The following is a 25,519-nucleotide window of genomic DNA, read 5'->3' on the forward strand; positions in this document are numbered from 1 at the left end:
CTTAATGGAGATCGCCCGTGAGAGTAGGTCCTCGACCTCGGCATCCGATAGCGTCGCGCCCTCGATGCGCGTAGAGGAGCCGACGCTCTCGATGGTGGCCACCTTGCGGAGTGCGCTGAGGCGGTCTGGTGAGAGCGTCTTAAGGGCCTCCCACCTCCCTTTGAACTCATCGATTTCGGCGATGAGCTTCACGAGGTCGGGGCCGAGTGCGAGCTTGGGCTCCCTCATGCCCGGGGGGCCCTCATATCCGGTTCCATACCCAATAATACCCGATTAGACCCGATTTTCCACCTCGTTTCTGGAAGCCGCCGCCATACGAGGATTCGGGGCTCGCGATTTGGCTATCGGGTATCTGCGGGTATGGGATTGGGTGCACGGAAGTCCATGACTGCCCGTGCCAAGAACCCTTTAAATGGCTATGACGCCTTCCACCCTTTCCAGCCGCGCTTGACCGCACCTGGGCACACAGGACGAATGACTGCGTAGAAGCGCTGGTTTGCGGTCAACGCATTGTCGCCCGAAGAACATGCACTGATGCGAACGCCGAGGGCCATCGAATACCACCCCTCTACGACAACGAATTTCTACCGTCGTGTTCTGGCGCAGCTGCGCGCAGGAAATCGTAGATTCGGCGAAAGTTGGCGCCCGCGTCGGGACTCGAGAAGAGGGGGCACGCAACGATTGCGTAAAACGGCGGAAATAGGAAACGACGCGACAGGATTGATGTTTGCTGTGAGCTGCTCTGCCTGTCGCCAAGGAGCGCTTTGCTTCCGGGCGAGAAGCCCCGTTGGCGATCACGGAGCCGGTGTAGTCGGCAGCAGACACCGCGGCGCAGGCAAGCACGCCTGCCACTGTCAGCGACGATCGTGCGAGTGATCCGATGACGCGCCGGGAGTCGGCCGCGTGTCCTTGCAAAGACGAATGCCGCTCGAGCATGGCTGGTCCTTTCTTCGTGTTGATGGACGAATCCAGGCGCCTGCCCGCCGGTTCGCTCTATATCGCCGAGGCCGGAATCCCGTCCGGTGCAGGACCGTCCACGCTCGTTCGCGGCGTTCCGAACATCTTCACGCAGAGCGGTTCCATCACGCGCTATTTCAATCGCGCGCAGACGCGCGTATTGACGGGACTGCCTTCGATCTATGCCAGCGATACACTCGAGACCATCGGGCCGAGCGACGTGACCTTCGGCGCGAACGGCACGCTCTTCGCCACCATTGGCGCGGGCGTCAATCCGACGGTGCGCTCGACCGATCTCGCGCCCAACGGAATCGGGCTCGGACGCGTCGCATCGCTCGGCGTTTCGCATGACGTGTCCGGCCACGAAGCGCTCCACAATCCGGCAGGCGGACCGCTCGACAGCAACCCGTGGAACACCGTTGCCCACAATGGCGCACTGGTGGTCACCGACGCGGGCGGAAATTCGCTTTTGAGCATCGCACCGAACGGAGCGATCTCGACCATCGCGACGTTTCCCGGGCGCGATATCGGCGGCGGATTTCCCTGGGATGCCGTTCCGACCGGACTGGCAGTCGGGCCGGACGGCAACTATTACGTCGGCCAGTTGACCGGCTTTCCCTTTACGCCCGGGGCCGCGCAGATCTACCAAGTCCAGCCGGACGGGGACGTATCGACGTTCGCAAGCGGCTTCACTCAAATCACCTCGCTGGAATTCGGCAGTGACGGCAGCCTTTGCGTGCTCGAGTTCGACGCGAACGGCTTGCAGGTTCCGGGCGATGCGGGCGCGTTGACGCGAATCGCACCCGATGGGTCGCGCACGACGATCTACAGCGACGGGCTCGAGCATGCAACCGGCCTGGCCATCGGTCCGGACGGCGCTTTCTATGTATCCAACTTCGGCTCGCAGGCGGGAACCGGCGAGGTCCTGCGAATTGCCGCGATTCCCGAACCGGAAACTTACGCACTCATGCTCGCTGGGTTGCTCGCGGTCGCGGGGATGGCGCGCAGGCGCAGCGCGCAACCCTCCTCGTGTAGAGGAGGGTGCGCTTGAATACTCCCCTCCTTGGCGAGGAGGGGCGGGACGCGGACAGCGCGGACGGGGTGGTTGATCGCGCATCCAAACCCACACCACCCCGTCGGCTGCGCCGACACCCCTCCTCATGAGAGGAGGGGAATGGGCTATATGGTCCACGGGTCCGGCCGCGCGGCATCGATCTCGTAGGTTGCGATGGCCGCCGCGACCCGATCGCGCTCGATGCTGCCCTCATCGGCCAGCGCGGACAGCGCGGCCACGACGATGCTGTGGCGGTCGACTTCGAAGAAGCGGCGCAGCGCCACCCGCGTGTCGCTGCGGCCATAGCCGTCGGTGCCGAGCGCGACATAGCGGCGCGGCACCCAGGGGCGAATGAGATCCGCGACCGCCGACACGTAGTCCGATGCGGCGATGACCGGCCCGCGCGTGGGCGCAAGACAGCGCGCGACGTAGCTTTCGCGTGTCGAAGCCGGATCGAGGCGGCGGGCACGCGCCGCGGCTGCGCCATCACGGCGCAGTTCGGTGAAGCTCGTGACACTCCAGACGTGCGCGGCAACGCCCCAGTCGCGTTCGAGCAGCTCGGCCGCCGCAAGCGATTCGCGCAGGATCGGCCCGCTGCCGAGGAGCTGTACGGCCGGGCGCTTGGCATCGCTGTGCTTGGCATCGCCCCGCTTGGCATCGCTCCGCTTGGTATCGGCCCGCTTGGTATCGTCCCGCTTGGTATCGTCCCGCTTGGCACCATCCCGCTTGATATCATCCCGCTCGGTATCGCCCGCGAGCTCCGAGCGCCGCAGCAGATACATGCCCCGCCGGATGCCTTCCTCCGCGCTTTCGGGCAAGCGCGGCTGCGCGTAGTTCTCGTTGCTCACGGTCACGTAGTAGAAGACATCCTCCTGCGCCGCGAGCATGCGCCGCATGCCATCCTGGACGATGACGGCGAGCTCGTAGCCGAAGCACGGGTCGTAGGCGACGCAATTCGGAATGGTGGATGCGATCAGCTGGCTCGACCCATCCTGATGCTGCAAGCCTTCGCCGGCGAGCGTGGTGCGGCCGGCCGTCGCGCCGATGAGAAAGCCCCGGGCGCGCGAGTCGCCGGCCTGCCAGGCCAGGTCGCCGATGCGCTGGAATCCGAACATCGAATAGAAGGTGTAGAACGGCAGCATGGGCGTGCCGTGCGTGCTGTAGCTCGTGGCCGCCGCAATCCAGGAGGCCATGGCGCCCGCCTCGGTGATGCCTTCCTCGAGGATCTGCCCGTCGCGCGCCTCGCGGTAGTAGAGCAGCTCGTCGTGGTCTTCGGGCTCGTAGAGCTGACCCAGTGATGCGTAGATGCCGACCTGGCGGAACAGCGATTGCATGCCGAAGGTGCGCGCCTCGTCGGCCACGATCGGAACGATGCGTTTGCCGAGGGTCGCATCGCGCAGGAGTTGCGACAGGATGTTGACGAACACCGTCGTAGTCGATTGCTCGCGCCCCGTCGAGCGCTCGAGCATCGCGGCTATCGCGGCGAGATCGGGAACGGCGAGCTCGGGTCCGCGTCCGATGCGCTCGGGCAGATAGCCTCCGAGCGCCTGGCGGCGCGCATGCAGGTAGCGCATCTCCTGCGATTCGGGCGGCGGGCGGTGGAACGCCGCGGCGGTGACCTGCTCGTCGCCGAGCGCCAAGGCGAAGCGGTCGCGAAATTCCTTCAGCGCTTCGGCGTCGAGCTTCTTCTGTGAATGGGTGGTCATGCGGCCTTGCCCCCAGTGACCCATGCCGTAGCCCTTCTTGGTTTGCGCAAGGATGACCGTCGGCTGGCCGCGATGCGAAACCGCCGCCGAATAGGCCGCGTAGATCTTGACCGGATCGTGGCCGCCGCGGCGCAGGCGATCGATGTCGTCGTCCGACATGTGTGCGACGATCGCCTGCAGCTCCGGATACTTGTTGAAGAAGTTCTCGCGGTTGAAGCGGCCGTCGGTCGCGGCGTATTTCTGGAACTCGCCGTCCACCGTCTCGTGCAGCCGCTTGAGGATCACCTGCTCGCGGTCGCGGGCAAAGAGCGCATCCCAGTCCGAGCCCCACAGGACCTTGACGACGTTCCAGCCCGCGCCGGCGAAAAGTCCCTCCAGCTCCTGCACGATCGAGCCGTTGCCGCGTACCGGCCCGTCGAGGCGTTGCAGATTGCAGTTGACGACGAAGATCAGGTTGTCGAGCCCTTCGCGCGCCGCGAGCGAAAGTCCGGCGAGCGCCTCGGGCTCGTCCATTTCGCCGTCGCCCACGAACGCCCAGACCTTGCGCCCGGACGTATCGAGCAAACCGCGATTGGCGAGATAGCGCATGAAGCGCGCCTGATGGACCGCGGTGATCGGCCCGAGCCCCATCGAGCCGGTGGGGAACTGCCAGAACCCGGGCATGAGATACGGATGGCAGTAGGAGGTGAGACCCTTGCCGCCGGTCTCGCGCCGGTAGTTCGCGAGTTGCTCTTCGCTCAGCCGCCCCTCGAGGTAGGCCCGCGCGTAGACGCCCGGCGCCGAGTGCGGCTGGAAGTAAACCAGATCGCCCGTCTGGCCGGCCCGGAAGAAATGATTGAAGCCGACCTCGAACAGGTCGGCTGCGGAAGCGTAGCTCGCGATGTGGCCGCCCAGCTCCGCGTGCGCCGAGTTCGCCCGCACGACCATCGCCAGCGCATTCCAGCGCACCAGCCCGATCAGGCGCTGTTCGATCTCGCTGTGGCCGGGGTACTGCGGCTGCTCGGAGAGCGGGATGGTGTTGCAGTAAGGCGTATTGAAAACCGGCGGCAGCTTCACGCCTTTCGCGCGCGCCTGGTCCAGCAGCGCCCGGAGTATGAATGTCGCGCGCTCGGTCCCTTCCGCGGCGAGCATCGATTCGAACGCATCGAGCCATTCGCGCGTCTCCCCCGGATCGGGGTCGGCGGGAATCACGCGCCAGAATGCGGAGGCAATCTCGGACAGGTCGGTCATGGCAACTCTCTCGCTGCTCGGAATCCGGCCATGATAGGGCCGCAAGCCCGGTACTTGGTTTCGAAAGCGAGCGAGGAGTGGCCTGCGTGCCGCATATAATGCTGGTAACGAACGGAGTTTCGGACGATCATGCCGCAAGACACGCTTGATGCCGTCGACTGGAACATCCTGCGACGGTTGCAGGAAAACGCGCGCATCAGCAATGTCGAGCTGGCGCGCGCTGTTCACCTCTCGCCGTCTCCGTGTCTCGCCCGTGTCCGCCGGCTGGAGGAAAGCGGCTACATCAAGCGCCACGTCACGCTGCTGGATACGCTCGCGCTCGGACTCACCGTATCGGTCTTCATCCAGGTGCGCCTGGAGCGCCAGGTCGAATCCGCGCTCGAAGTGTTCGAACGCGAGATCGCGGCGCGGCCGGAGGTCATGGAGTGCTACCTGATGACCGGGGATTCGGACTATCTCTTGCGCGTGGTCGTTTCCGACGTGCAGGCGCTGGAGCGCTTCATCGTCGACTTCCTTTCCCGCATACCCGGCGTCGGGAACATCAAGTCGAGCTTTGCGCTCAAGCAGGTGAAGTACAAGACCGCGCTGCCGTTGCCGGGCGGCACCAAGCGCATGCAGGCCGTCCGGACGCGCAGGAAGTGACGCGGGACCGAATGCGGGGACGCTATTGCGGTTTGAGGTTGGCCTTGCGCGCAACCTCGGTCCATTTCGCGATCTGCGCCGAGAGGTAGCGCGTCAATTCCGCGGATGTCGTGGTTTGCGGCTGCAAGCCTTGAGTCATCAGCGCATCGCGCACTTGCGGCGCGGCGATCGCCGTCGTGAGCTCGCGGTTGAGGCGTTCGACGATCGGCTTCGGCGTCTGATCAGGCGCGAATACCGCGAGCCACAGCGTCACTTCGAAATTCCCGATGCCTGCTTCCTGCACCGTGGGCACATCGGGCAATGCCGGCGAGCGTTTGCCGCCGGTGACAGCCAGCGCGCGCAGTCTGCCCGAGCGTACGTGCGGCAGCACGGGAGCCATGGTGCCGAATTGCAGCTCGATGCGTCCGGCGACGGTGTCGACCACGGATTGCGCCGAGCTCTTGTACGCGATCGGCGTGATCTGAATGCCGGTCAGGTTCGACAGCAGCTCTCCGCCGAGCCGCGCCATGCTGGCATTGCCGACCGTTGTGTAGCGGATCTGTGCAGGCTTGGATTTCGCCAGGGCGATCAGCTCCTGCAGACTGGACGCGGCGACCGACGGATTCACGGCGAGAATGTAGGGCAGGTGGCCGATCAGGGTGATCGGCACGAAATCCTTCTCGGGGTCGTAGCCCAGATGCGGATTCAGCGCCTTCGACAGGGCATGCGTGCTGGTGGTGCCAGCGGTGAGGGTGTAACCGTCGGGCGCAGCACGCGCGCCGATCTCGACGCCGCTGGCGCCGCTGGCGCCGGCGCGATTGTCGATGACGATGGATTGGCCGAGGGCTTCGCTGACCGTCGGCGTGATGGCGCGCGCGGCGGCATCCACCGAACTGCCAGCGGGAAACGGTGCGATCAGTCGGACCGGGCGTGAGGGCCAGCTGTCCGCGGCGTGAACGTTGCACGCCAGGGTGAGCAGCGCGGCCGCGCCGAGCGGAAGCTTACGTCGAAGTCGTTTCCGCTGGCGGCCGGGATTGCCGAGGCACTGCTGGCCGGCTTTCCGCAAGTGCTTCATGCGCCGCATGGTCTCGATGCGTCCGGGATTGTCGGCCATGTCTACTTCACGATGTCCTGCAGCTCCGGGATCACCCACTTCGGCTTACGTCCCCCGTGTACCCGCTGGATGTTGTCGAAGCCGTTGCGAAAGCGATCGGTCCAGTTCTCCACCGTCGGTCCGGCCGCGTGCGGTGTCAGGATGACGTTCGACAGCACGAACAGCGGATTCTCCGGCTTGGGCGGCTCCTCGGTCATGACGTCGAGTCCGGCCATGGCAATTCGATTCGCCTTCAGCGCATCGTGCACGGCGCTCTCGTTCACGACCGGACCGCGGCAGGTATTGATCAGCACGGCCGTCGGTTTCATCAGCGCCAACTCGGCGACGCCGATCAGGTTGCGCGTGGTGTCGTCGAGCGGCACGTGCAGGGTCACGATGTCGGAGGTGCGCAGCAGCTCGGTGAAGAGCACGAATCGCACGCCCAAAGCATCCTCCTCGTCCTCGGACAGGCGCGCGATATCGTAGTACTGGATATCGACGTCGAACGCGGCCGCGCGCCGTGCCACCTTCTTGCCGATGTTGCCCAGGCCGACGATGCCGAGCCGCTTGCCGCGCAGCTCGTGCACCGGCGCCTTGCCGGATGCGCCCGAGCGCCACTGGCCCGCGCTCACGTCGGCATGCAGGCCGGTGAGCTTCTTCAGCGTCGCCAGCATCAGCATCAGGGTATGCTCGGCTACGGCGATCGCATTGGCGCCGCCGTTGTTGGCGATCGGTATGCCGGCTTTCCGGGCTGCTGCGACATCGGCCCGGTCGTAACCGGCGCTCAGCAGCTGCACCAGACGCATCTTCTTCGCTAGCGCGAAGAATTTCGCGTCGATGTTGCGCGTCATGCCGAGGTAATAGTCGGCCTCCTCCGCGGCACGGTAGTACTCGGGCGTGCCGTGGTCATGGATCATGAGGTCGAACTCCGGCGGTTTCAGCGCCAGCGCAACGGCGAGGATGGGTTGCGGGTGATTCGGGGCGAACAGAATCTTGATGGCCATCGAGCGGTTCCTTGTGGTCTCGTTCGTGTGTGAGCTCTCGCGGGCGCTGCCTGCCCGCCGTGCCGGATCCGGGGCAGGACGGTTATCGTGGAAGGTCGCAGAATGCGCGCTCGGTAGGCTATAACGCTGGAACGGCTGGCGCAAGCGCGCCGGCAGCTGCACGAATGGAGGATCGATCATGGCATCCCTGAGCCGCCGGCTGGCGCAATTTGCCGCGGGCTTGCGTTACGAAGACCTTCCGCCCGCGGTCGTCGATCGTGCCAAAGGCGTCACCTTGCACGCGCTCACGTCGGTGCTGATCGGTTCGCAAACCAACGCCGGCAGACAGGCCGTGCGGATGATCGCCGACGAAGAGGCGGGCGTACGCAAGGGTGCGAGCATCATGACCGACGGCACCCTGGTGACCAGGGGCGGCGCCGCATTCGCGAACTCGGAACTGGCGCTTGCCGGCGGCAAGTACGACACGTTTCGCATGCTCACGCATCCCAATACGGCGATCATTCCCGCGGCGCTGGTGGCGGCGGAGTCGTCGGGGGCCTCGGGCAAGGCGTATCTCGCCGGCGTGGCGGCAGGCTACGAAGTGATGGAGCGCATGGCGGCGGAATTCATTCCGACCGTGATGTCGCGCGGCTTCCACCCAGGCCCGGTCTTCGGCATCTTCGGCGCCGCGGTGGCCGCCGCCAAGGTGATGGGTTATGGCGAAGACCAGATCAACAGCACGATCGCATTGTGCGCGAGCCTCGCTGCGAGCAATCTCGAAGCGGCACGATGTGGCGGCACGCCACTGCGAGAAGGGGCGGCCACACGTAACGCCATGCTCGCCGTCGCGCTCGCACAGCCCGGGCACGTGGGCGGCGAGTCGGTGCTCGAAGGCGATGCCGGTTTCTATCAGGCCTATACCGGCAACAACGACGGTAGGCTGACCTACAGTTTCACCGGCGACACGCGCGCAAGTCTCGACAAGGTCACGGACAATCTCGGCAAGGAATGGATGTTCCTCGAGACGCTGTATCGCATCTACTACATCGCCGGTTACAACATCGCCCACATCGACGTAACGGCCAGGCTGTGCGAGGAGAACGGTATCCGCTACCAGGACGTGGATCGGGTCGAAGCGGTGGTGAACTGGCTGGAGACGCAATATCCGAGTCCCGCCTTTCCCAGCCGGCGCGAAGACGGTGCAGCGCGCCAAGGCGGAACCGCGTATTTCACCGCTTACGGCGTGGTCGAGCGCGGCTATCCCGCAACGCGCGGTCGCAAGCTCGACGCCAAGGACGATCCGCCCGAAGTGCTCGAGCTGATGCAGCGCGTGAAGATCATTCCATCGCACCAGATGACGCTGTTCGGCCCGCGCATCACCGTGTTCACCAAGGACGGCAAGAGCTACACCAGGCAATCCACCGGGCGCGAGTTCATCTGGGACTACGACGGGCTCGTCAGCCGGCTGCGCGAAGTGATACCCAGCTTGCCGATCCCTGCAGGGCAATACGAATCGATGATCGATACCTGCCGCGGCTTGGAGCAGAGCGCGCGTGCCGACGCACTGGTGAAGCTGACGCTCGCCAAGACTGCCTGACGCCGCGTCGATCGGAATCCAGCGAGGAAGGCGCATGGCAAACAGGAAAGCACTGATCGCGGGTGCAACCGGACTGGTGGGGCGAAACCTGCTCAGGCACCTTCTCGCGATCGGCGGGTGGGAGATCGTCGCGCTGTCGCGCCGCACGCCGGACGTCGAGGGCACGTATCGCCACATCAGCGTCGATCTGATGAATCCGGCCGATTGCAGGGAGAAGCTGGGCGGGCTGAACGATGTAACGCATATCTTCTTCGCGGCCCTGGCTGCGAACCGGGAGCTCGTGCAGGCAGCGATCGACAATCTCGCGCTGCTGCGCAACCTGGTCGAAACGATCGAGCCGATTGCCGTTGGCCTGGAGCACGTCCATGTCATGCACGGCACGAAGTGGTACGGCATGCATCTCGGGCCGTTCAAGACGCCGGCCGTGGAGGACGACCCTCGCCACATGCCGCCCAATTTCTACTACGACCAGTGGGATTACCTGGTCGAGCGGCAGAGAGGAAAGCGCTGGACGTACTCCTCCGCCAGGCCGCACGGGATCAGCGGTTTCGCATTGGGTAATCACAGCAATCTCACCCTGGTGATCGCCATCTACGCGGCGATCTGCAAGGAGCTCGGCTTGCCGCTGTGCCATCCGGGCACGCCGGGGAACTATACCGCGCTCTATCAATGCACCGATTCCGGACTGCTGGCGCGCGCGGTGGTATGGATGGCGACCGCGCCGAACTGCGCCAACGAGGCGTTCAACATCACCAACGGAGACCTGATCCGCTGGGCGCATACCTGGCCGAAGATCGCGCAATACTTCGGCATGGAGACGGGGCCGCGCCGTCAACTGAGCCTGGTGAAGTTCATGGCGGACAAGGGGCCGGTGTGGGACAGGATCGTCGCGAAGCATGGTCTGCGACCGCACAGCTACCAGCAGATCGTCAACTGGGCTTACGGGGATTTCGTCTTCACGCCCGAGTACGATGTCATCTCGAGTACCGCCAAGGCGAGGCGCTACGGGTTTCACGAGTGCGTCGATACCGAGGAGATGTTTCCGCGGCTGTGGGACGAGATGCGTGCCGGCCGGATCATTCCTGCGTGAAGCGGCGCCCTGGGCGCATGCGCGCGACACAGAACGCGTTCAGAGCTCGCAGGTGACTTCCTCCTCCGGTTTCGCGTTGCGCGGGTCGCGCGAGCATTCCTGGTAGTAGGTGTCGTAGCGCTTGAAAACCTCGAAAATCCGCCGCAGCTCGGCGACGGTGTTGTCGTGCATGTCGACGCGAAGATCGATCTGCGGCCAGTCGAGCTGACCGACGACGCGCAGCCACCCCGAGCGCTCGGGGCGGCGCATGCCTTTGAAACGCTGGCCGCCCGCGTCGCGCCCGCCTTCGATGCCTCGCATCAGGCGCTCTTCCAGCGGCACATCCGGATCGGACATGAAACCCGCGACGATGCCATCGACCGTCTCCGCTCCCGCGAGGCCGTTGCCGTACGCCGCGTAATACGGCCCGGTCTTGTGCCCCGCCCACTGGCCGATCTTCGGTCCGGTATGCGCGTACACGTTGCTTTCGCGGTCGATGATCGCGAACTGGCGGTAGTCGAAATCCGGATCGTCCGCTTCGAGCAGCTTCGCGATGCAAGCGGGGGTATGACCCTGGGCGAGCATGTTGAGCACGAAAGGATCGACACGGCGCAGATAGAACGCCTGCGACTTGCTCACGCCGACGTTGGGACGCAGGCTCTCGTTGCGCCGGCCGCACGCGAGCGAGAAGGTGGTGGTGCAGACGCCGAAGCGTCCGGTGCGCGGGCAGCGCGCGATGATCGAATAGGTCATGACGCCTCCTGCTTCTTCTTCAGCATGTCCGCGAACTCCATGGCCGGAAGCGCGTTGCGCGGATGCCGTGCGCGCTCTTCGTAATATTCGGCGGTCGGCTTGTAGTCGGCGTACATGGCGCGCAGCGCGGCGATCGCGCCGTCCTTCAGATCGACCCGGAGGTCGAGCTCGGAGTAATCCTGCTTGTGCCACACGATAACGGCGGCGGCGCGCTCCGGCAACGCGCCCTTGGCTCCTCTCAGTCCCCCCGCGTCTCGACCTGCTTCCAGCGCGCGGAGCAAACGCTCGTCGAATTCCGCTTCCTTCCGCGACTCGAAGCCGGCGATCATCGCGTCCAGAACGTTCTCGGCTGCGAGCATGCAGCCGATTGCTGCGAAGCCGCTGCCGACCCGCTGCGCTTTGATCCCTCGCACCTGCGAGCCCGTGTGCGCCACCGCCGTGCCTTCGCGGTCGAGAATGGCGATTTGCCGGTATTCGAAGTGCTCGTCGTTTTGCCTGAGCGCGGCGAGCGCTAGCACCGGTGTGGCGCCAAGGGCGAGCGAGTTGATCGCAAGGCGATTGTTGCGCTGGAGCGGTGCGCCCTGGGTCATGGTGGCACCGACATTGGGACGCACGGCGCCGTCGCAGTACGCACCGATCGCCATGGTATGGCTCGCGGTCGCGATGCCCAGGCGACCGCTGCGAGGACATCGCGCGATCAGTGTATAAGTCATGGGTTCCTCCGTATCGATGCTCGGCGATTGAGTCAGGGCGATGGGGTCAGGGATTCGATGGTTCGGTTCAGGCAAGCGGCAGGACGTGACCCTGGTCCCTTGCATCCGGTCATTCTGTCCCGGGAACGAAAAGCTCCCGGATCGATGGCTGCTCGCCGATGAGCCCTTGCTCCTGACATAGCGCAACGATCGCTTCCAGCATCGGTTGATTCGCGCCGATGCCATAGGCAAAGGGATCGCCGGCGAACGATTCGCACGACCGGGCGAGCCGTTCGTTGCCGAACAGCAGACCTTGCGGGCGTTCATGCGGCAGCGATTGTCGAGCGAGCATCTTGGACTCACCAAACGCCCGATAGATATTCGCGAGCAGCGCCGGATGCTCGCGAGCGAGGCTGCCGCGAACCATGTAGGTGTGGTTCGCTGGAACATAGCCGTGCGCGTCGTGGAAGCGCCGGCCTTCGGCGATCGCGTCCGCGAACAGGGGGCGCAGCACATGACCGGCTTGGGCTTGCGCGTTTTCGCCGACCAGGGCCATGTCGAGCGCTCCCGCAGCCAGCATCGCGACCAGGCTCTTGCCTCCAGGGGTCTGGCGCACGGAAACATCGTGCGGAGGTTCGAACCCGAGCACTTCGCCGGTGCTGTGCGAACCGGCGCGCTCGACGTACCACTGCGCCTTGCGGGAATCCATGCCGAAATCGTGCTCGAGGATTCCGCGTGCCCAGACGGTGGCGGATTGAACGTATTCGGCAACACCGATCCGCTTGCGGGCGAGGTCGCGCGGGCCGTCGATCCCGGCGCCCGGATGACACATGAAATGGGTGTGGAAGAACGCCCGCCGCGGAAATACGGGAATTGCGCTCACGTCGGCCCCCTGGGCTCTCGCGATCAGGTAGGCGCCGAACGCCATTTCGCAGATGTCGAACTCCCAGGCCGTCAACTGCCTGCGCATCGCCTCCGGCGAAGGCAGGCGCGTAACGGCAAGCTCCACGCCTTCGGGCCGTAGGGTGGCGTCGAAGAGCGGTTTGACGCAATCGTAAAGCTCACCGATGAGGGAGATGCGGATCCTCGCCACGGTGCCTTCCTTTGCGTTTTCGGCCGGCTGCAGGGTCGAGCCGCTGGACGGGCAATCAGCTCAGAGCGGTCACGGGCACGGCCGCACCGTGCACGGCGCGGGCCGCATCCGAGGCCAGAAACACGATCACGTTGGCGAGGTCCGAGGGCGCGACCCACTTCGCCGGATCGGCCTTGGGCATCGCGGTGCGGTTCTCGGGCGTGTCGATGATGGTCGGCAGCACGCAATTGACGTTGATGTTCTTCTCGCGCAGCTCCGCCGCCATGGCTTCCGTCATGCGGATCACCGTGGCCTTCGACGCGGTGTAGGCACCCATCTGCGCCACGCCCTTCTGCGCGGCGAAAGCGCCCACGTTGACGATCTTGCCGCCGCCCGCTGCCAGCATGTGCGGGACGACCGCACGCACCGCGTGCAGCAGCGTGCGCGTGTTGATGTCGAACAGGAAGTTCCAGTTCTCGTCGGATGTCTCGTGCACACTCTCGCCCATGCGGAAACCGCCGGCGATATTGCACAGCACATCGATGCGCCCGAAGCGTGCGATTGCAGCTCGAGCGACGCCAGTCGCAGCGGACATCTCGAGCAGATTCGCGGGCGCGAATGAACGGTGATCGTTCTCGGCTTCGAACGCGCGCTCGAGGTGCTTGCGTTCGAGATCCACCAGCACCAGGTTTGCGCCCAGGCCGGCGAACGCGTTGGCCACGGCCTTGCCCAGATTGCCGGCCGCACCCGTGACGACGACAGTTCGATTCTCCAGACTCATGGTCCTTTCCCCCGCATGCGGTTCGACACCGCGTATCTTCGGCGCATTCTGCCATGCCGGCGCGGCGCTGCGCACACGGATTTCACGGCGCATTCGCAGATTGCGCCCTGCATCTGTACTGCTTTCGCATCAAAGTGCCGCAGCGATCGATCGGTCAGGCGGCGGATGGCTTGCGGTTCGACCCAAAAAAGGTTCTGATTTCCATACCACCCCGTGGAGAAGAGATAACCATGTTGGCGCGTTCGATGTCGAGCATCGTTTTCGCAGCTGTCGCGCTGCTCGCTGCAGCCGCAGCAACTCACGCAGCCGAGATCGCCTACCCGACCAAGCCGATTCGGCTGATCGTGCCGTTTCCGCCCGGCGGTTCCGCCGATCCGCTTGCCCGAACGTACGGGGCGTGGCTCTCGGACAAATTCGGTGTGCCGGTGGTCTGCGACAACCGCCCCGGCGCCGGCACCGCGATCGCACATACGCTCGGCGCCAAGGCCGCGCCGGACGGCTACACGCTGCTGCTGGGTGCTTCCTCCGGAATGACCACCAATCCTGCTTCCGGCGCCAAGCTCGACTACGACTCGGTGAAGGATTTCGCACACGTGGGCCTCGCTGCCTATGTGCCGCAACTGATCGTCGTGCACCCGTCCGTGCCGGCAAAAAGCTTCCCCGAGCTCATCGAGCTCGCGAAGACCCCGGGCAAGGCCAACTTCGGCACGCCCGGATTCGGCTCGCTCGGCCACCTCACGGTGGCGTTTCTGAACGTGGCGACAGGCGCCAAGTTCACACACGTGCCTTACAAGGGCGCCGGTCCGGCCATGATCGATCTGCTGGCGAGCCGCATCCAGGTTTTCGTGGGCAGCGTGACGGGCACTCAGGCGCAGGTCAGGGCAGGCAAGGCCCACGCCATCGTGACAGGCCATGCCACCCGGGTGAGCAGCTTTCCCGATGTCCCCACGATCAGCGAGTTCATCCCGGGTTTCACCAACAACGGCTGGTATGGAATCGTTGCGCCCGCCGGCACGCCGGAGGCGATCGTCGATAAGCTCAATGCCGAGATGAAGCGAGCGCTGGCGGACGCCGAGTTCGTCAAGCACGTCGAGGCGCTCGGCATGGAGCCGGTCGGCAGCACGCCGCAGGAACTGCGCGAGTGGACCCGCAGCGAGCTTGCACGCTGGACCAAGGTGGTAAAGGATGCCGGCGTCAAGATCCAGTGAAACCGAGGGCCGTTCGTTCTCATCGGCGCCGGCGGCCCGGCACCTCTGGCGCAATGGTGTGAGCCGGCCGCGCGCCGCTTACTTCTTCAGGTACTGATGCCCGGCCATGATGGCCTTGACCGCGTCGAGCCCGCGTGCCTCGAGCAGCTGCCCGACGCGCTCGTCCTCTTCGGCAAGCAGCGCCTTGGCGTTGCGGACTACTTCTTCCAGGCGATCGGCCGGAAACTTCACCGCGCCGTTCTCGTCCATGTGGACGATCTCGCCGGGCGCCACGTCCATGCCGGCGATGCTGACCGGCACCTGCACCGCATGGACGGCCTGCGGCCCGTGGCCTGCGCAGATGCCGCGAGTCAGGTACTGGAAGCTCATCGGCCGGATTTCGTGGATGTCGCGCGAAGGTCCGTTGGAGATCGCGCCGATCGCCCCGCAGGCACGCATCGAAGAGGTCATGTTGCCGCCGGAAAGACCGACTTTGTCGGCGATCTCGGCAGGAAACTTCTGCTGGAAACAGAAAATGGAAGGCTTGCCGAGCTTGTCCATCGCTTCCAGCACGTTCACCAGCGTGAGGTTCTTGAAGCTCGGATCAGGCAGACCGTAAGTGCACGTCACTGCGTAGCCGGCGATCGGACCCATCTCCGGATACCAGCATGACAGCGTGTTGTTCGTATACCAGTTCTCGTTCCAGGGATGGTAGATCTCCAGGCAAAGCGGGCGGCCTGGATAGGTGGCGACCACGTTGGTGATGGTCGGCGTATCGATCTTCTTCAACTCTTCCAGCAGCTCGAGATCGGTCATCGCGGCGCCTTTGTCTGGGGAAACATACGTGCCTGGGCAAGTATCCCGGGCCCGGGAAGGGCAGTCAACGCTCAGGCATGGAGCGCTGGTGTCCTGAGTCAGAAGTTCGTCACCCCCGCGAACGCGGGGGTCCAGGCGGAGTCTCGTTCTGGATTCCCGCGTGCGCGGGAATGACGAATTACGACGAATTTACGATTCGCCACGCTAGGCGATCGAGTCCAGAAACTTCCTTGCGACCTGAACGAAGCCCGCCGGGTTGTCCAGCGTGATGTGGTGATCGCTGTCGGGAATCAGGGCGAGCTGCACCTGCGGCGCACGGGACCGGACTTCGGCGATCGCCTCGGGCGTCATGCGCGTGCTGTTCGCGGCCTTCATCAGAAGCGACGGAATCCTGATGTGGTTCCACAGGGCGAGGCTGTCGAAGAGCTCACGGCTTGCATACACGTTGCGATCGACCTTGTGGCGCCAGCGGCCATCGTCGAAGCGGCGTCCACTGTGTTGCGCGATATGGCGCAGCATCCGGGGAGCGGCCGTGCTGCCGCTGGGACGCACGCGGTAGTTGGCGATGAACTCCTCCTGGCTGGCGTATTCCCGGCCTGCGCGACTTCCGACGGCGTTGAATCCGGCGATCCGCTCGGGTGTCATCACGAGGTTCGAATCCACCACGATGAAGGCCCTGGCGCGGCCAGGGTAGGTCGCGGCATATACGCTGGACACCATCCCGCCCATCGAATGTCCGATCAGGACGAAATCGCGCAGATCGAGCTTTTCGGTGAGCTCGTGGATATCCGCCGCATGGCGCTTGTAGCTGTAGTCGGGCGGGGCGGATGTGTCCCACTCGCTGTCGCCGTGGCCGCGCAGATCGACCGCGCGCACGTGGTAGTCCGGCTCGAAACCGCGAGCGACGAAATCGTACCAGTGTGCGTTTGCGGCTCCCCCATGCACACACAGGACGGGCGCCTTTCCGGAAGTGCCGTAATCCTGAACATGCAGCTCGAGCGTGCCGATTGGCACGAAGTGCTCGGCATACGCTGCGGGTTCGAGTGCGGTTTGCGCGGCGGTCGGTTGGGTCGACATCGGCCTGGCTCCCATCGGCTCCATTGATATCCCCGAAAGATACCCTGAATCGACGTACTCACTGCGAAGTTGCTCGTTGCTAGTCGCAGGCGAGAGCGGCGGCATCAGTGTCATGGTGTTCGCGGCGACGCATCCCGAGCTCGTGAAGGCGGTCACCGTATCCTGTTCGCCAGTCACGCCGTCGGCGGCCCAGGTCTACGCTGCCACATGCGATCACACCAAACGCACAACGGCGCCGTAGCCTGCGAGCACCGTATCGTTCGTGACCAGGATCAGCGGTTCGTGCAGGCACTGGGCGATCAGGATCCGATCGAATGGATCGCGATGAATTGCCGGCAGATTCGCTACGCCGACCGCGTGTGCTCCCGTTACCGGCAACTCGATAAAGCCGGAATCTGCCAAGGCTTGCTGGAGGAGTTCCGGATCGACAGTGAAATCCTTTCGCCGCAGGCCGCTCTTGATCGAAATCTCCCACAAGCTCGCTGCGCTGAAATAGACGTCGTTGTCCGGGTCTTCGATCAGGTTGCGCGCCGTCGGCACCAATCGCCTGCTGCTCGCCATGGTCCAAAGCAGAAGATGCGTGTCCAGCAACAATCGCACTACTTGTTGCCTTCAAACGCACGCACGACCGCTGCGGGCAGGGGTTTGTTGAAATCGTCGGGGATCTTGAAGCCCTTGCGGTCCAGAAGTCCCAGCTTCCGTGTCGCCTTGGCCGGGTGCACCGCGGAAAGTCTGGCGACTGGTTTTCCGGAGCGAGCAATGATTATCTCCTCTCCGGCTTCTGCCTTTTCGACCAATTGCGACAGCTTGGTCTTTGCTTCATGCATGTTGATCTTGGTCACCGGGGGCTCCACGCCTATCCTAGGGTTAGCTAAGTCTAGCTCAACTGGAATACGGACGCAATTTTGGCGAGAGGGAGCCGGGAGAGCCGGCTGCCTCATGCTGGTTGGTCGACGCTATGCGCCGGGACGTCGGGTTGCGCCCCAACGTCGAGATTATTGATCGTTCCGCATTGGACGACAGTCCAATACGGACGCGACGCTCCCCTCTCCCCCCGGGAGAGGGGTTGGGGGTGAGGGACGAGCGTGACATGAAATAGGGAACGCTCGATAAGTTCCGCGTAGCCTGATTCGACCGGATTCGACGATCGTCTCGGATGTCGTGTCGATCAGCCTGCGGCGAGCGACGGCCGGCGCAAGTGCCACTCGGTTGCGTGCTCGAACGCCCAGCCGATGCGCAGGATGCGCGCTTCCTCGCCGGCCCGACCCACGATCTGCAGCGAGATCGGCAGGCCCGCGCGGGTGAAGCCGCAGGGCAGCGCCAACGCGCACAGGTCCAGCAGATTGATCGGACGCGTGAGGCGGCTCATCGGCGCCTGGTTCTGGTCGACCTCGGTGAGCGGCAGGGGCGGAAGCGGCGTGGTCGGCAGCAGCAGTGCGTCGAAGTCGCTCAGCATGCGGTCGACGTCATGGCGCAGCCGTTGCCGCCGCGCCATGACATCGATGTAGTCCGCGGCCGACAATGCCTTGCCGGTGCGCAGCCGTTCGCGCACATCCGGATCGAACGGCAGGTCGTCGCGATGGATCCAGCCGCGGTGCAGCGCATGGCCTTCCGCGGCAATGAACTTTCCGGTGAGATCGGCCAGCGCCGCAAACGCGACCGGCAGCCGCAGCGTATCGATGCGCACGCCGAGCCCACGGAAGACCTCGAGCGCAAGCTCGAAGGCGCGAGCGACTTCGTCGTCGATCTCGCCCAGATCTGCTTGCGGCAACACCGCGAGACGCAAGCCGGTCACGGGCGTCTTCAGACCCGTCAGCACGTCCGCCGGCGGGTGATGCAGCGTCTGCGGATCGTTCATGTCCGGGCCGTGCAGGGCCGAGAAGAGCAGCGCCGCATCCTCGACATCGCGCGTCATCGGCCCGATCGTGTCGAGCGCTTCGCTCAGCCGCAGCGTGCCGTGATTGCTGACGCGCCCGACCGTCGTTTTCAACCCGACGATGCCGCACAGGCTCGCCGGAATGCGCACCGACCCGCCGGTGTCGCTGCCGATCGCCGCCGGCGCCAGGGCAGCGGCCACGGCCACGCCCGACCCGCTGCTCGATCCGCCCGGCGTGCGGGGGACGCGCAGGTCCCACGGGTTCCACGGCGTGCCCATGGTCGTGTTGGTCCCCCAGCTGCCGAAGGCGAACTCGACCATGTGCGTCTTGCCCAGGACGATCATGCCGGCCGCGATCAGACGCCGCACGATGGTCGCGGTCACGGTCGATACGCGTTCGCGCCAATACAGCGAGCCGCCGGTCGTCGTCAGCCCCTCGATCTCGACCAGGTCCTTGAGTGCGATCGGAATGCCATGCAACGGCCCGAGGTTGCGGCCGGCCTGCAACGCCCGATCGGCCGACTCCGCAGCCATGCGCGCTTCGTCCTCGTACACCGAGACGAACGCGTGCAGCTTCGCATCGTAGCGATGGATTCGCTGCAGGTAGCAGTCGAGCAGCGCGGCTGCGCTCGACGTGCCCGCGCGCAGGCGCTCGGCCAGCGCGTGCATCGGCGTATAGGCGAGCGCCTCGTCCGTCTCCGCCGTCATGCTCGTCTTGTCCTCACCCTGCGTCATGCCCATCCCCCTTCGCTTGCCGATCCTGCACCGGCGGGGCGTGCCAGATCCGAAGGCCAGCATGGCTAGCCGCGTGCTATTCTGCCTCATCCGTGCGGGAGACGGCCGATGACCCTATTGCCCTCCGCAGCAGGACCGTCGCGATCCGCTCCGCCCGAGTACGCTTCGTCTGCACGAGCCGCTTCGAGGATTTGCCAACGCTGGCGCAATCCGATGCGCTGATACGAGCCGATCTGAAGAAGTACGCCGCGCTGATCAAGCGCCTGGGCATACGCCTGGATTGAACCCCTTTCGCCCTTTCTTCATTCGAAGAGGATCAAGACCGTCATGGCTACTGGATCAACCGGCGCCGGCGATGCGCCTTTCTGCATGATCATCACGTTCGAGATCGCGCCGCAGGACGAGGGCGAATTCAACGACATCTACGACCACGATCACATCCCGAACATCCTCAAGCTCGACGGCGTGCGCGAGGTCATACGCTTTCGCGATGCGGCGCCGAACGAAAAGGGATTCCTCGTCTACTCCGCGCTGTACATGCTCGCGAGCGAGAACCTGCACGAGACGGCCGAGTGGAAGGCGCTGTCCGACCTGGGCCGCTGGGCGCCGGTGATCCGGCCGAAGGTGAAGTCCCGCGCGCGGCGCACCGGGCCGGTGGTCGCGCGCTTCAGGAAATAAGCCGTTGCGCGGGCGAATCAGTTCGCCTTGATCCCGTTCTCCCGCACGATCTTCCCCCAGGTCGCGACTTCCTTCTTGAGGAACGCGGCGAACTCTTCGGGCTTGGCGGCCACGGGGAAGGCGCCGACCTCCGCCAGCCGCTTGACCGATTCGGGCGAGTGGATGATCTTCGCCAGCTCGGCATGCAGCTTGTCGATGATCGGACGCGGCGTGCCGGCCGGCGCCAGCAGGCCGTAGAACGAGCCGGAGATGACGTCAGGGAAGCCGACCTCGGGAAATGTCGGCAGATCCGGCAATATGGCCAAACGCTGCTTGTCGGCCACGGCTATCGCGCGTAGGCGGCCCGCCTTGATGTGGGAGATGAAAACTCCCGTGTTGGCGAACAGCAGGTCGGATTCGCCACCGAGCACGCCGATCGTCGCGGGACCTGCGCCCTTGTACGGCACGTGCACGACCTTGATGCCGACATTTTGCGCGAACAGCACCAGCGCCAGGTGGCCGCCGGCGCCGTTGCCCGACGAGGCCCAGTTGATCTTGCCGGGATTGGCCTTGCCGTATGCAACGATGTCCTTGACGGTCTTGGGCGCGAACCCCGAGCGCGCGACGAGCAGGTTGGGCACTCTGACGAAGTTGATGATGGGGTCATAGTCCTTGACCGGGTCGTACGGCACCTTGTCGTACAGAAGGGTCGCGAAGATATGCGTGTTGCCCGCGCCCACCAGCAGCGTGTAGCCGTCGGGTGCCGCGTTGGAGACCAGCTCGCCCGCGATCAAACCGCCGCCGCCCGGACGGTTTTCGTACACGATGGGATATCCCAGCACCTCGCCCAGCCTCAGCGCGAGCGGGCGGGCGATGACGTCCGTCCCGCCACCGGGCGCATAGGGGATCACCCAGCGGATGGGCTTGGTGGGGTACGTGGTCTGCGCATGGGCAGCCGAAAAGCCCAGCATGGAAAGTAACGCGAGCGCGGTGAATCGGATCACTTGGTCTCCTCCGTAGCAGAAAGAATGTGAGCGAATCCGAATGATGCCATCTTTGGAACATGCTTCGCCCTGGTGAGCGCCTTTTACCGGGGTGCCGCATTCGGCAGGTCCCGATGAGATGACTTACTGACCTGGGCTTTAACGTAACTGCCTGATGCCCAGGTGATCCATCAGGCCGAGCCCGATCGTCGGCGTACGAATCCCAGTTCGGTCGGCCTCGAGCGGGCCGGGGGATTGGCCGCCATGACCGTTGCGCCGTTACGTGAGCATTGCCTGCACCGTTCAGAGACGCCATAATTGATCGCGTTATCTGCCAATTGGCATTCAAGGACCAGCTATGGCGGGCGGTGCCGCGTCGGGTGCGCAGTCTCTTCGTTCGGTGGAGGCGTTGCTGGGCGGAGCGGGCGTCCTGCGCGCAAAGCCACATTCGACGCTGGACTGGATCGAAGTGGTCCGGAGGGGAATTCCGTCCGCGGCGATCGAGTCGCTCGCGAAGGCGATGCGGCTGTCGCAGTCGGAGCTTGCGCGGGCGCTCGGAATACCCGAACGCACGCTCGCGCGCCGCAAGCTCCAAGGCGTCCTGAGCAGCGAGGAGTCCTCCAAGCTGCTGCGGCTGGCGCGCGTCCTCGGACGAGCCAACGAGGTGTTCGAGGATCCGGACGCTGCATTGAGCTGGCTCCGGTCGGCCAACTCCGCGCTGGGCGGGGCAACCCCGATAAGCCTGCTGGATACCGACATCGGCGCCGAAAGCGTGCTGGACACGCTCGGCCGGATCGAGCACGGGGTGTTCGGCTAGATTCTTGCCCGAAGGCCGGTTTTGCGATGCTGATCGTTTGACGGCTCACCACTGCCCGGTTCGCGAAGTCAGCGTTTTCCGGCGACGGCGCCCGTCTCTACGGGGGACGTTGGAATCGCAAAGGCGTCCCCCTGGTATACACGGCGGCAACCCAATCGCTTGCCATGCTCGAGATGCTGGTCCAGGACGAGCCTCTGCGGGCGCGCTATGTCATGATCGAGGGGCGCATTCCCGACCGGGTGAAGATCGAGCGGGTCAAGGTCGAAGATCTTCCGGCAAACTGGCGCACGATTGCCGCGCGCGAGGCGCTGCAGGCCATCGGATCGGAATGGGCCAGGAAACGCGCCGCCGCCGTGTTCGCGGTTCCGAGCGCGATCATCCCCGACGAAACCAACTATCTGCTCAACCCGCTGCATCCCGACTTCCGCCGGATCAAGGTCGGCAAGCCGCGGAAATTCGAAACCGACCTGCGGCTCGTCAAGGCATGACACGAATCGGCAATCGACGCGCGATGACGCTTGGCCAGCTCGTCACTCGTGCAAACCTGGAAGCGCTCGCCGGCGCCGCCGTGTTCCGGCGTGGTGAGGCGTATTTCTCGGCCGGCGTGGTGGAGCGTCTGCGGGCGACCGGCGACAGGATCACCGCGAAGGTCGAAGGCAGCACGATCTACCCGGTCGAGCTGTGGCACGACGGCGACGGTGAGCTCGAGTACGACTGCACCTGCCCATACGCGGCCGACGGTGATTTTTGCAAGCACTGCGTGGCGGTCGGGCTGGCATGGCTCGCCGAGCGACCCGACGCAGGCAAACCTGGCGTCAGGTCGGGCAAAAAAGCACGACGAGATCCTTGGCGCGACATCCGGAAATATCTGTCCACGCAAGCGCCGGAGGTTTTGATCGAGCTCCTGCTGGATACGGCCCAACGCGACGACCGGCTCTACCGTTCCTTGCTGCTCAAGACCGAACGCTCGACCGGCGGCGACCTGGTCGAGGCATACCGGAAGGCCATCGACGATGCGGCGCGCATCGACGATTTCATCGACTGGCGCGAATCCGGGACCTTTGCCGGCAACGTCGATGAAGTGGCGAATTCCCTGGCCGAGCTGCTGCAGCCGGACACCGCTCCCGCGCTGGTCGAGCTGGCCGAGTACGCCATCGAGCGCTTGGAGCACTCACTGCAGCAAGTCGACGATTCGGACGGCGAGGTCGGCGCTATCGTCGAACGACTGGGCGAGCTGCACCTCAAGGCCTGCGCGATGGCGAGGCCGGAGCCCGCCGCGCTGGCCGAGCGTCTGTTTCGACTCGACATGACCTTGCCGCTCGGCGTGTGCAGCTTCGATGCCGCAACGTATCGGGGCCCGCTCGGGAAGGCGGGCTTGCGCCGCTATCGGGAACTGGCGGAAGCCGAGTGGCGAAAGGTGAAACCGCGGGGAGCAAGCGACGGCTACGATTCGGGGCGCTACCGCATCACCCGAATCATGGAGCAGCTCGCCGAGGCGAGCGGTAACGTGGAGGAGCTCGTGGCGATCAGGGCTCGCGATCTCTCGTCGAGTTATCGCTATCTCGCCATTGCTGAAACCTGGGCCCGGGCCAGGCAGCACGACAAGGCTTTCGAGTGGGCTGAACGCGGTCTGAAAGCATTTCCTGGCCGGACCGACAACCGCCTGCGCGACTTTCTCGTGGCCGCCTACCTCGACCGTGGCCGCAACGACGAGGCGCTGAAGCTCACCTGGATACAGTTCGAGGAGAACCCCGCGCTCGCGCACTATGAGAAATTGAAGACGGTGTCCGAAAGACTCGAGGTCTGGGATGCACAGCGCCGGCGGGCGTTGTCGCTCGTCGCCGAGCGGGCCGCTCGCAGGACGAAGGCCGTAACCCGTTGGAGCTCCGCGTCGTCCGCTCCCGATTGTTCCCTGCGCGTGGAGATCGCGCTGTGGGAGCAGGATCTGGATGCGGCGTGGACGGCGGTGCACGAAGGCACCTGTAACCGCGGGCTGCTCGTCGCGCTGGCCGGGAAGCTCGAGAAGTCCCGCTCCGGCGATGCGATCAGTCTCTATCGCCGCGTGATCCCGGCCATCGTCGAGCAAACGAACAATGCCGCCTATGCGGAGGCAATCAGCCTGATTCGCAAGATTGCCCGCTTGATGCAAGCCGAGAACCAGGCACGGCAACTTTCCGAGTATCTCGCCGAGCTGCGCGCGCAGTTCAAGCCGAAGCGGAATTTCATCAAGCTGCTGGACGGGGTGGGGCGGGTGGCTCGGGGGGGCTGAGGGGGGCGCATGCCGCCTCGGCGCGCGATCGAGCAAGCCGCACAGGCGCGCCCACCTCCGCGCGCATCGCGGCGGCATCGCCGGCCGCGATCGAGTGGTGGCACCGCTGCGAAACGGAGCAGGACGCCGGAACGTTGAAGCGGATGCTCACGCTCGATTCTGACGATGCGGATCGTCGGAACGTAGAATGGCGAGACAAAAGCTCGGCAGGGAGCGGGAAGTCGACCATGAACCACAGCGAGATCGTGAGCTTTCTTTGGGGTGTGGCGGATCTCATCCGCGACACCTTCAGGCGCGGCAAGTACCAGGACGTCATCCTGCCGCTCACTGTCCTGCGGCGCCTGGACTGCGTGCTGGCGGACACCAAGGAGCGCGTGCTCAAGCGTCAGGCCGAGCTCAAGGGCAAGGGGCTGCAGGATCCCGACGCACAGTTGAGGCGCGCCTCCGGCTTCTATTTCTACAACACCTCGCGTTACGACTTCGACAAGCTCCTGGCCGACGCGCCGCACGTGGCGGCCAACCTGCGCAACTACATCGCCGGCTTCAGCCCCAACATGCGCGAGGTGCTGGAGAAGTTCGACTTCGACAACACGATCAGCAGACTGCAGGAGTCGGGGCTCCTCTTCCAGGTGCTGGAGCGCTTCAAAACGGTCGACCTGCATCCGGACCGGATCGACAACGCCACCATGGGGACGATCTTCGAGGAGCTGATCCGCAAGTTCAACGAGGCCCTGAACGAAAATCCCGGCGAGCACTTCACGCCGCGCGACGTGGTGCATCTGATGGTGGACCTGATGTTGTCCGGCGACGAGAGCCGTATCCGCCGCAAGGGCGTGGTGGGCACCGTCTATGATCCGTGCTGCGGCTCGGGCGGCATGCTGATGATCGCCAAGGAGCACATCACGCTGGGCTTGCGCCGCAACGGCCACCTCGCGCGTCGCGCGATCAACGAGGCGGCGGAGATCCACCTCTTCGGCCAGGAGGTGAACCCGGAAACCTGGGCGGTCTCGAAGTCCGACCTTTTCATGAAGGATCCGACCGGGCGCGACGCGGACAACATCGCCTACGGCAGCACGCTTTCCAACGACAAGCACGCCGGCAAGAGCTTCGACTACCTGATCGCGAATCCGCCCTACGGCAAGGACTGGAAGCGCGACGAAGACGCCGTGCGCGCCGAGCACGAGCGCGGCGCGGCGGGGCGCTTCGGCGCCGGGTTGCCGCGCATCAGCGACGGTCAGCTCCTTTTCCTGCTGCACATGCTGGCACACGCCAAGGCGTCGAAGGAGGGCGGCGCGCGCATCGCGATCATCATGAACGGCTCGCCGCTTTTCACTGAGGACTCCGGGAGCGGCGAGAGCGAGATCCGGCGCTTCGTCCTGGAGAACGACCTGCTGGAAGCGCTGGTTGCCCTGCCCGAGCAGCTCTTCTACAACACCGGCATCGCCACCTACGTGTGGGTGGTGACCAACCGCAAGGCGCCGGCGCGCAAGAGCA

Annotated in this window: 22 protein-coding genes and 1 pseudogene; 10 read left to right on the forward strand and 13 right to left on the reverse strand. The window is 64.9% G+C overall.

Annotated elements, in window-relative coordinates; translation table 11 throughout:
- On the reverse strand, nt 1-228 hold a 228-nt coding region (locus tag GEV05_22350), incomplete at its 3' end, for a Fic family protein (protein ID MPZ46073.1).
- A gap of 652 nt (nt 229-880) precedes the next feature.
- Here GEV05_22350 and GEV05_22355 point away from each other — a divergent pair.
- Entirely contained in the window at nt 881-2,008 is a 1,128-nt protein-coding gene (locus tag GEV05_22355) for a ScyD/ScyE family protein (protein ID MPZ46074.1), read from the forward strand.
- Nucleotides 2,009-2,136: 128 nt separating this feature from the next.
- Here GEV05_22355 and aceE read toward each other — a convergent pair whose 3' ends face one another.
- A complete protein-coding gene (gene aceE, locus GEV05_22360) occupies nt 2,137-4,947 on the reverse strand; it encodes a pyruvate dehydrogenase (acetyl-transferring), homodimeric type (GenBank protein MPZ46075.1) in 2,811 nt (936 codons plus the stop codon).
- A 129-nt stretch (nt 4,948-5,076) separates the two neighbouring features.
- Here aceE and GEV05_22365 point away from each other — a divergent pair, with 129 nt between their 5' ends.
- The gene (locus GEV05_22365; GenBank protein MPZ46076.1) at nt 5,077-5,589 is read left to right on the forward strand and encodes a winged helix-turn-helix transcriptional regulator; all 513 of its coding nucleotides are present in this window, start codon (nt 5,077-5,079) and stop codon (nt 5,587-5,589) included.
- 22 nt (nt 5,590-5,611) lie between these two features.
- Here GEV05_22365 and GEV05_22370 read toward each other — a convergent pair whose 3' ends face one another.
- Together GEV05_22370 and GEV05_22375 are read right to left on the reverse strand one after the other, a co-directional pair.
- Complete coding sequence (locus GEV05_22370) at nt 5,612-6,682, reverse strand: tripartite tricarboxylate transporter substrate binding protein (protein ID MPZ46077.1); 1,071 nt, start codon at nt 6,680-6,682, stop codon at nt 5,612-5,614.
- Nucleotides 6,683-6,684: 2 nt separating this feature from the next.
- Nucleotides 6,685-7,845 (reverse strand): lactate dehydrogenase, encoded by a 1,161-nt coding sequence (locus GEV05_22375; protein MPZ46078.1) that lies wholly within the window; start codon nt 7,843-7,845, stop codon nt 6,685-6,687.
- On the opposite strand from GEV05_22375, the gene GEV05_22380 reads away from it, so the two are divergent.
- Entirely contained in the window at nt 7,844-9,241 is a 1,398-nt protein-coding gene (locus tag GEV05_22380) for a hypothetical protein (GenBank protein ID MPZ46079.1), read from the forward strand. The two genes, GEV05_22375 and GEV05_22380, sit on opposite strands and share 2 nt — an antisense overlap.
- A 34-nt stretch (nt 9,242-9,275) precedes the next feature.
- The gene (locus GEV05_22385; protein MPZ46080.1) at nt 9,276-10,331 is read left to right on the forward strand and encodes an NAD-dependent epimerase/dehydratase family protein; all 1,056 of its coding nucleotides are present in this window, start codon (nt 9,276-9,278) and stop codon (nt 10,329-10,331) included.
- Between the two features lie 39 nt (nt 10,332-10,370).
- Here the strand turns inward: GEV05_22385 and GEV05_22390 are convergent, their stop codons facing one another.
- The 3 genes from GEV05_22390 to GEV05_22400 all read right to left on the reverse strand — a co-directional run bounded on the left by GEV05_22390 (nt 10,371) and on the right by GEV05_22400 (nt 13,608).
- Complete coding sequence (locus GEV05_22390; GenBank protein ID MPZ46081.1) at nt 10,371-11,063, reverse strand: DUF1028 domain-containing protein; 693 nt, start codon at nt 11,061-11,063, stop codon at nt 10,371-10,373.
- Nucleotides 11,060-12,379: a DUF1028 domain-containing protein gene (locus tag GEV05_22395; GenBank protein ID MPZ46082.1), complete on the reverse strand. Its 1,320-nt coding sequence runs from the start codon at nt 12,377-12,379 to the stop codon at nt 11,060-11,062. Before GEV05_22395 ends, GEV05_22390 begins: the two co-directional genes overlap by 4 nt.
- 524 nt (nt 12,380-12,903) lie before the next feature.
- Nucleotides 12,904-13,608 carry an SDR family oxidoreductase gene (locus tag GEV05_22400; protein ID MPZ46083.1) on the reverse strand — a complete coding sequence of 235 codons (705 nt, stop codon included), beginning with the start codon at nt 13,606-13,608 and terminating at the stop codon, nt 12,904-12,906.
- 53 nt (nt 13,609-13,661) lie between these two features.
- Here GEV05_22400 and GEV05_22405 point away from each other — a divergent pair, with 53 nt between their 5' ends.
- Complete coding sequence (locus GEV05_22405) at nt 13,662-14,816, forward strand: tripartite tricarboxylate transporter substrate binding protein (protein MPZ46084.1); 1,155 nt, start codon at nt 13,662-13,664, stop codon at nt 14,814-14,816.
- Between the two features lie 78 nt (nt 14,817-14,894).
- Here the strand turns inward: GEV05_22405 and GEV05_22410 are convergent, their stop codons facing one another.
- The 5 genes from GEV05_22410 to GEV05_22430 form a co-directional block, all read right to left on the reverse strand.
- Nucleotides 14,895-15,611, reverse strand: a complete 717-nt coding sequence (locus GEV05_22410) for an RraA family protein (GenBank protein ID MPZ46085.1) — start codon at nt 15,609-15,611, stop codon at nt 14,895-14,897.
- Between the two features lie 204 nt (nt 15,612-15,815).
- On the reverse strand, nt 15,816-16,802 hold the full coding sequence (locus tag GEV05_22415; protein ID MPZ46086.1) for an alpha/beta fold hydrolase: 987 nt from the start codon (nt 16,800-16,802) through the stop codon (nt 15,816-15,818).
- Nucleotides 16,803-16,901: 99 nt separating this feature from the next.
- Entirely contained in the window at nt 16,902-17,288 is a 387-nt protein-coding gene (locus tag GEV05_22420) for a PIN domain-containing protein (protein MPZ46087.1), read from the reverse strand.
- A complete protein-coding gene (locus GEV05_22425; GenBank protein MPZ46088.1) occupies nt 17,288-17,530 on the reverse strand; it encodes a type II toxin-antitoxin system prevent-host-death family antitoxin in 243 nt (80 codons plus the stop codon). Before GEV05_22425 ends, GEV05_22420 begins: the two co-directional genes overlap by 1 nt.
- A 326-nt stretch (nt 17,531-17,856) precedes the next feature.
- Complete coding sequence (locus tag GEV05_22430; GenBank protein ID MPZ46089.1) at nt 17,857-19,272, reverse strand: amidase; 1,416 nt, start codon at nt 19,270-19,272, stop codon at nt 17,857-17,859.
- Nucleotides 19,273-19,626: 354 nt separating this feature from the next.
- Between GEV05_22430 and GEV05_22435 the strand changes: the two genes are divergently transcribed.
- The gene (locus tag GEV05_22435; GenBank protein ID MPZ46090.1) at nt 19,627-19,977 is read left to right on the forward strand and encodes a hypothetical protein; all 351 of its coding nucleotides are present in this window, start codon (nt 19,627-19,629) and stop codon (nt 19,975-19,977) included.
- Nucleotides 19,978-19,994: 17 nt separating this feature from the next.
- On the opposite strand, the gene GEV05_22440 is transcribed toward GEV05_22435, so the two are convergent.
- Nucleotides 19,995-20,960 (reverse strand): tripartite tricarboxylate transporter substrate binding protein, encoded by a 966-nt coding sequence (locus GEV05_22440; protein ID MPZ46091.1) that lies wholly within the window; start codon nt 20,958-20,960, stop codon nt 19,995-19,997.
- Between the two features lie 337 nt (nt 20,961-21,297).
- Here GEV05_22440 and GEV05_22445 point away from each other — a divergent pair, with 337 nt between their 5' ends.
- The 4 genes and pseudogenes from GEV05_22445 to GEV05_22460 all read left to right on the forward strand — a co-directional run.
- On the forward strand, nt 21,298-21,756 hold the full coding sequence (locus GEV05_22445) for a DUF2384 domain-containing protein (GenBank protein ID MPZ46092.1): 459 nt from the start codon (nt 21,298-21,300) through the stop codon (nt 21,754-21,756).
- A gap of 26 nt (nt 21,757-21,782) precedes the next feature.
- Nucleotides 21,783-22,244 (forward strand): annotated as a pseudogene (locus GEV05_22450) (RES domain-containing protein).
- A gap of 23 nt (nt 22,245-22,267) precedes the next feature.
- A complete protein-coding gene (locus GEV05_22455; protein ID MPZ46093.1) occupies nt 22,268-24,025 on the forward strand; it encodes a hypothetical protein in 1,758 nt (585 codons plus the stop codon).
- A 227-nt stretch (nt 24,026-24,252) separates the two neighbouring features.
- Nucleotides 24,253-25,519: N-6 DNA methylase (locus GEV05_22460; protein MPZ46094.1), on the forward strand; the 1,267-nt coding region annotated here is incomplete at its 3' end.

The sequence above is a fragment of the Betaproteobacteria bacterium genome, from assembly GCA_009377585.1.
Classification (GTDB): domain Bacteria; phylum Pseudomonadota; class Gammaproteobacteria; order Burkholderiales; family WYBJ01; genus WYBJ01.

Excerpts from the sequence above, each read along its gene's own strand:
- GEV05_22355 (MPZ46074.1), top strand. The coding sequence starts at position 881 with ATGACGCGCCGGGAGTCGGCCGCGTGTCCTTGCAAAGACGAATGCCGC.
- aceE (MPZ46075.1), bottom strand. The coding sequence starts at position 4,947 with ATGACCGACCTGTCCGAGATTGCCTCCGCATTCTGGCGCGTGATTCCC.
- GEV05_22365 (MPZ46076.1), top strand. The coding sequence starts at position 5,077 with ATGCCGCAAGACACGCTTGATGCCGTCGACTGGAACATCCTGCGACGG.
- GEV05_22370 (MPZ46077.1), bottom strand. The coding sequence starts at position 6,682 with ATGGCCGACAATCCCGGACGCATCGAGACCATGCGGCGCATGAAGCAC.
- GEV05_22380 (MPZ46079.1), top strand. The coding sequence starts at position 7,844 with ATGGCATCCCTGAGCCGCCGGCTGGCGCAATTTGCCGCGGGCTTGCGT.
- GEV05_22375 (MPZ46078.1), bottom strand. The coding sequence starts at position 7,845 with ATGATCGATCCTCCATTCGTGCAGCTGCCGGCGCGCTTGCGCCAGCCG.
- GEV05_22385 (MPZ46080.1), top strand. The coding sequence starts at position 9,276 with ATGGCAAACAGGAAAGCACTGATCGCGGGTGCAACCGGACTGGTGGGG.
- GEV05_22390 (MPZ46081.1), bottom strand. The coding sequence starts at position 11,063 with ATGACCTATTCGATCATCGCGCGCTGCCCGCGCACCGGACGCTTCGGC.
- GEV05_22395 (MPZ46082.1), bottom strand. The coding sequence starts at position 12,379 with ATGTTTCCGTGCGCCAGACCCCTGGAGGCAAGAGCCTGGTCGCGATGC.
- GEV05_22400 (MPZ46083.1), bottom strand. The coding sequence starts at position 13,608 with ATGAGTCTGGAGAATCGAACTGTCGTCGTCACGGGTGCGGCCGGCAAT.
- GEV05_22405 (MPZ46084.1), top strand. The coding sequence starts at position 13,662 with ATGCCGGCGCGGCGCTGCGCACACGGATTTCACGGCGCATTCGCAGAT.
- GEV05_22410 (MPZ46085.1), bottom strand. The coding sequence starts at position 15,611 with ATGACCGATCTCGAGCTGCTGGAAGAGTTGAAGAAGATCGATACGCCG.
- GEV05_22415 (MPZ46086.1), bottom strand. The coding sequence starts at position 16,802 with ATGACACTGATGCCGCCGCTCTCGCCTGCGACTAGCAACGAGCAACTT.
- GEV05_22430 (MPZ46089.1), bottom strand. The coding sequence starts at position 19,272 with ATGACGGCGGAGACGGACGAGGCGCTCGCCTATACGCCGATGCACGCG.
- GEV05_22435 (MPZ46090.1), top strand. The coding sequence starts at position 19,627 with ATGGCTACTGGATCAACCGGCGCCGGCGATGCGCCTTTCTGCATGATC.
- GEV05_22445 (MPZ46092.1), top strand. The coding sequence starts at position 21,298 with ATGGCGGGCGGTGCCGCGTCGGGTGCGCAGTCTCTTCGTTCGGTGGAG.
- GEV05_22455 (MPZ46093.1), top strand. The coding sequence starts at position 22,268 with ATGACGCTTGGCCAGCTCGTCACTCGTGCAAACCTGGAAGCGCTCGCC.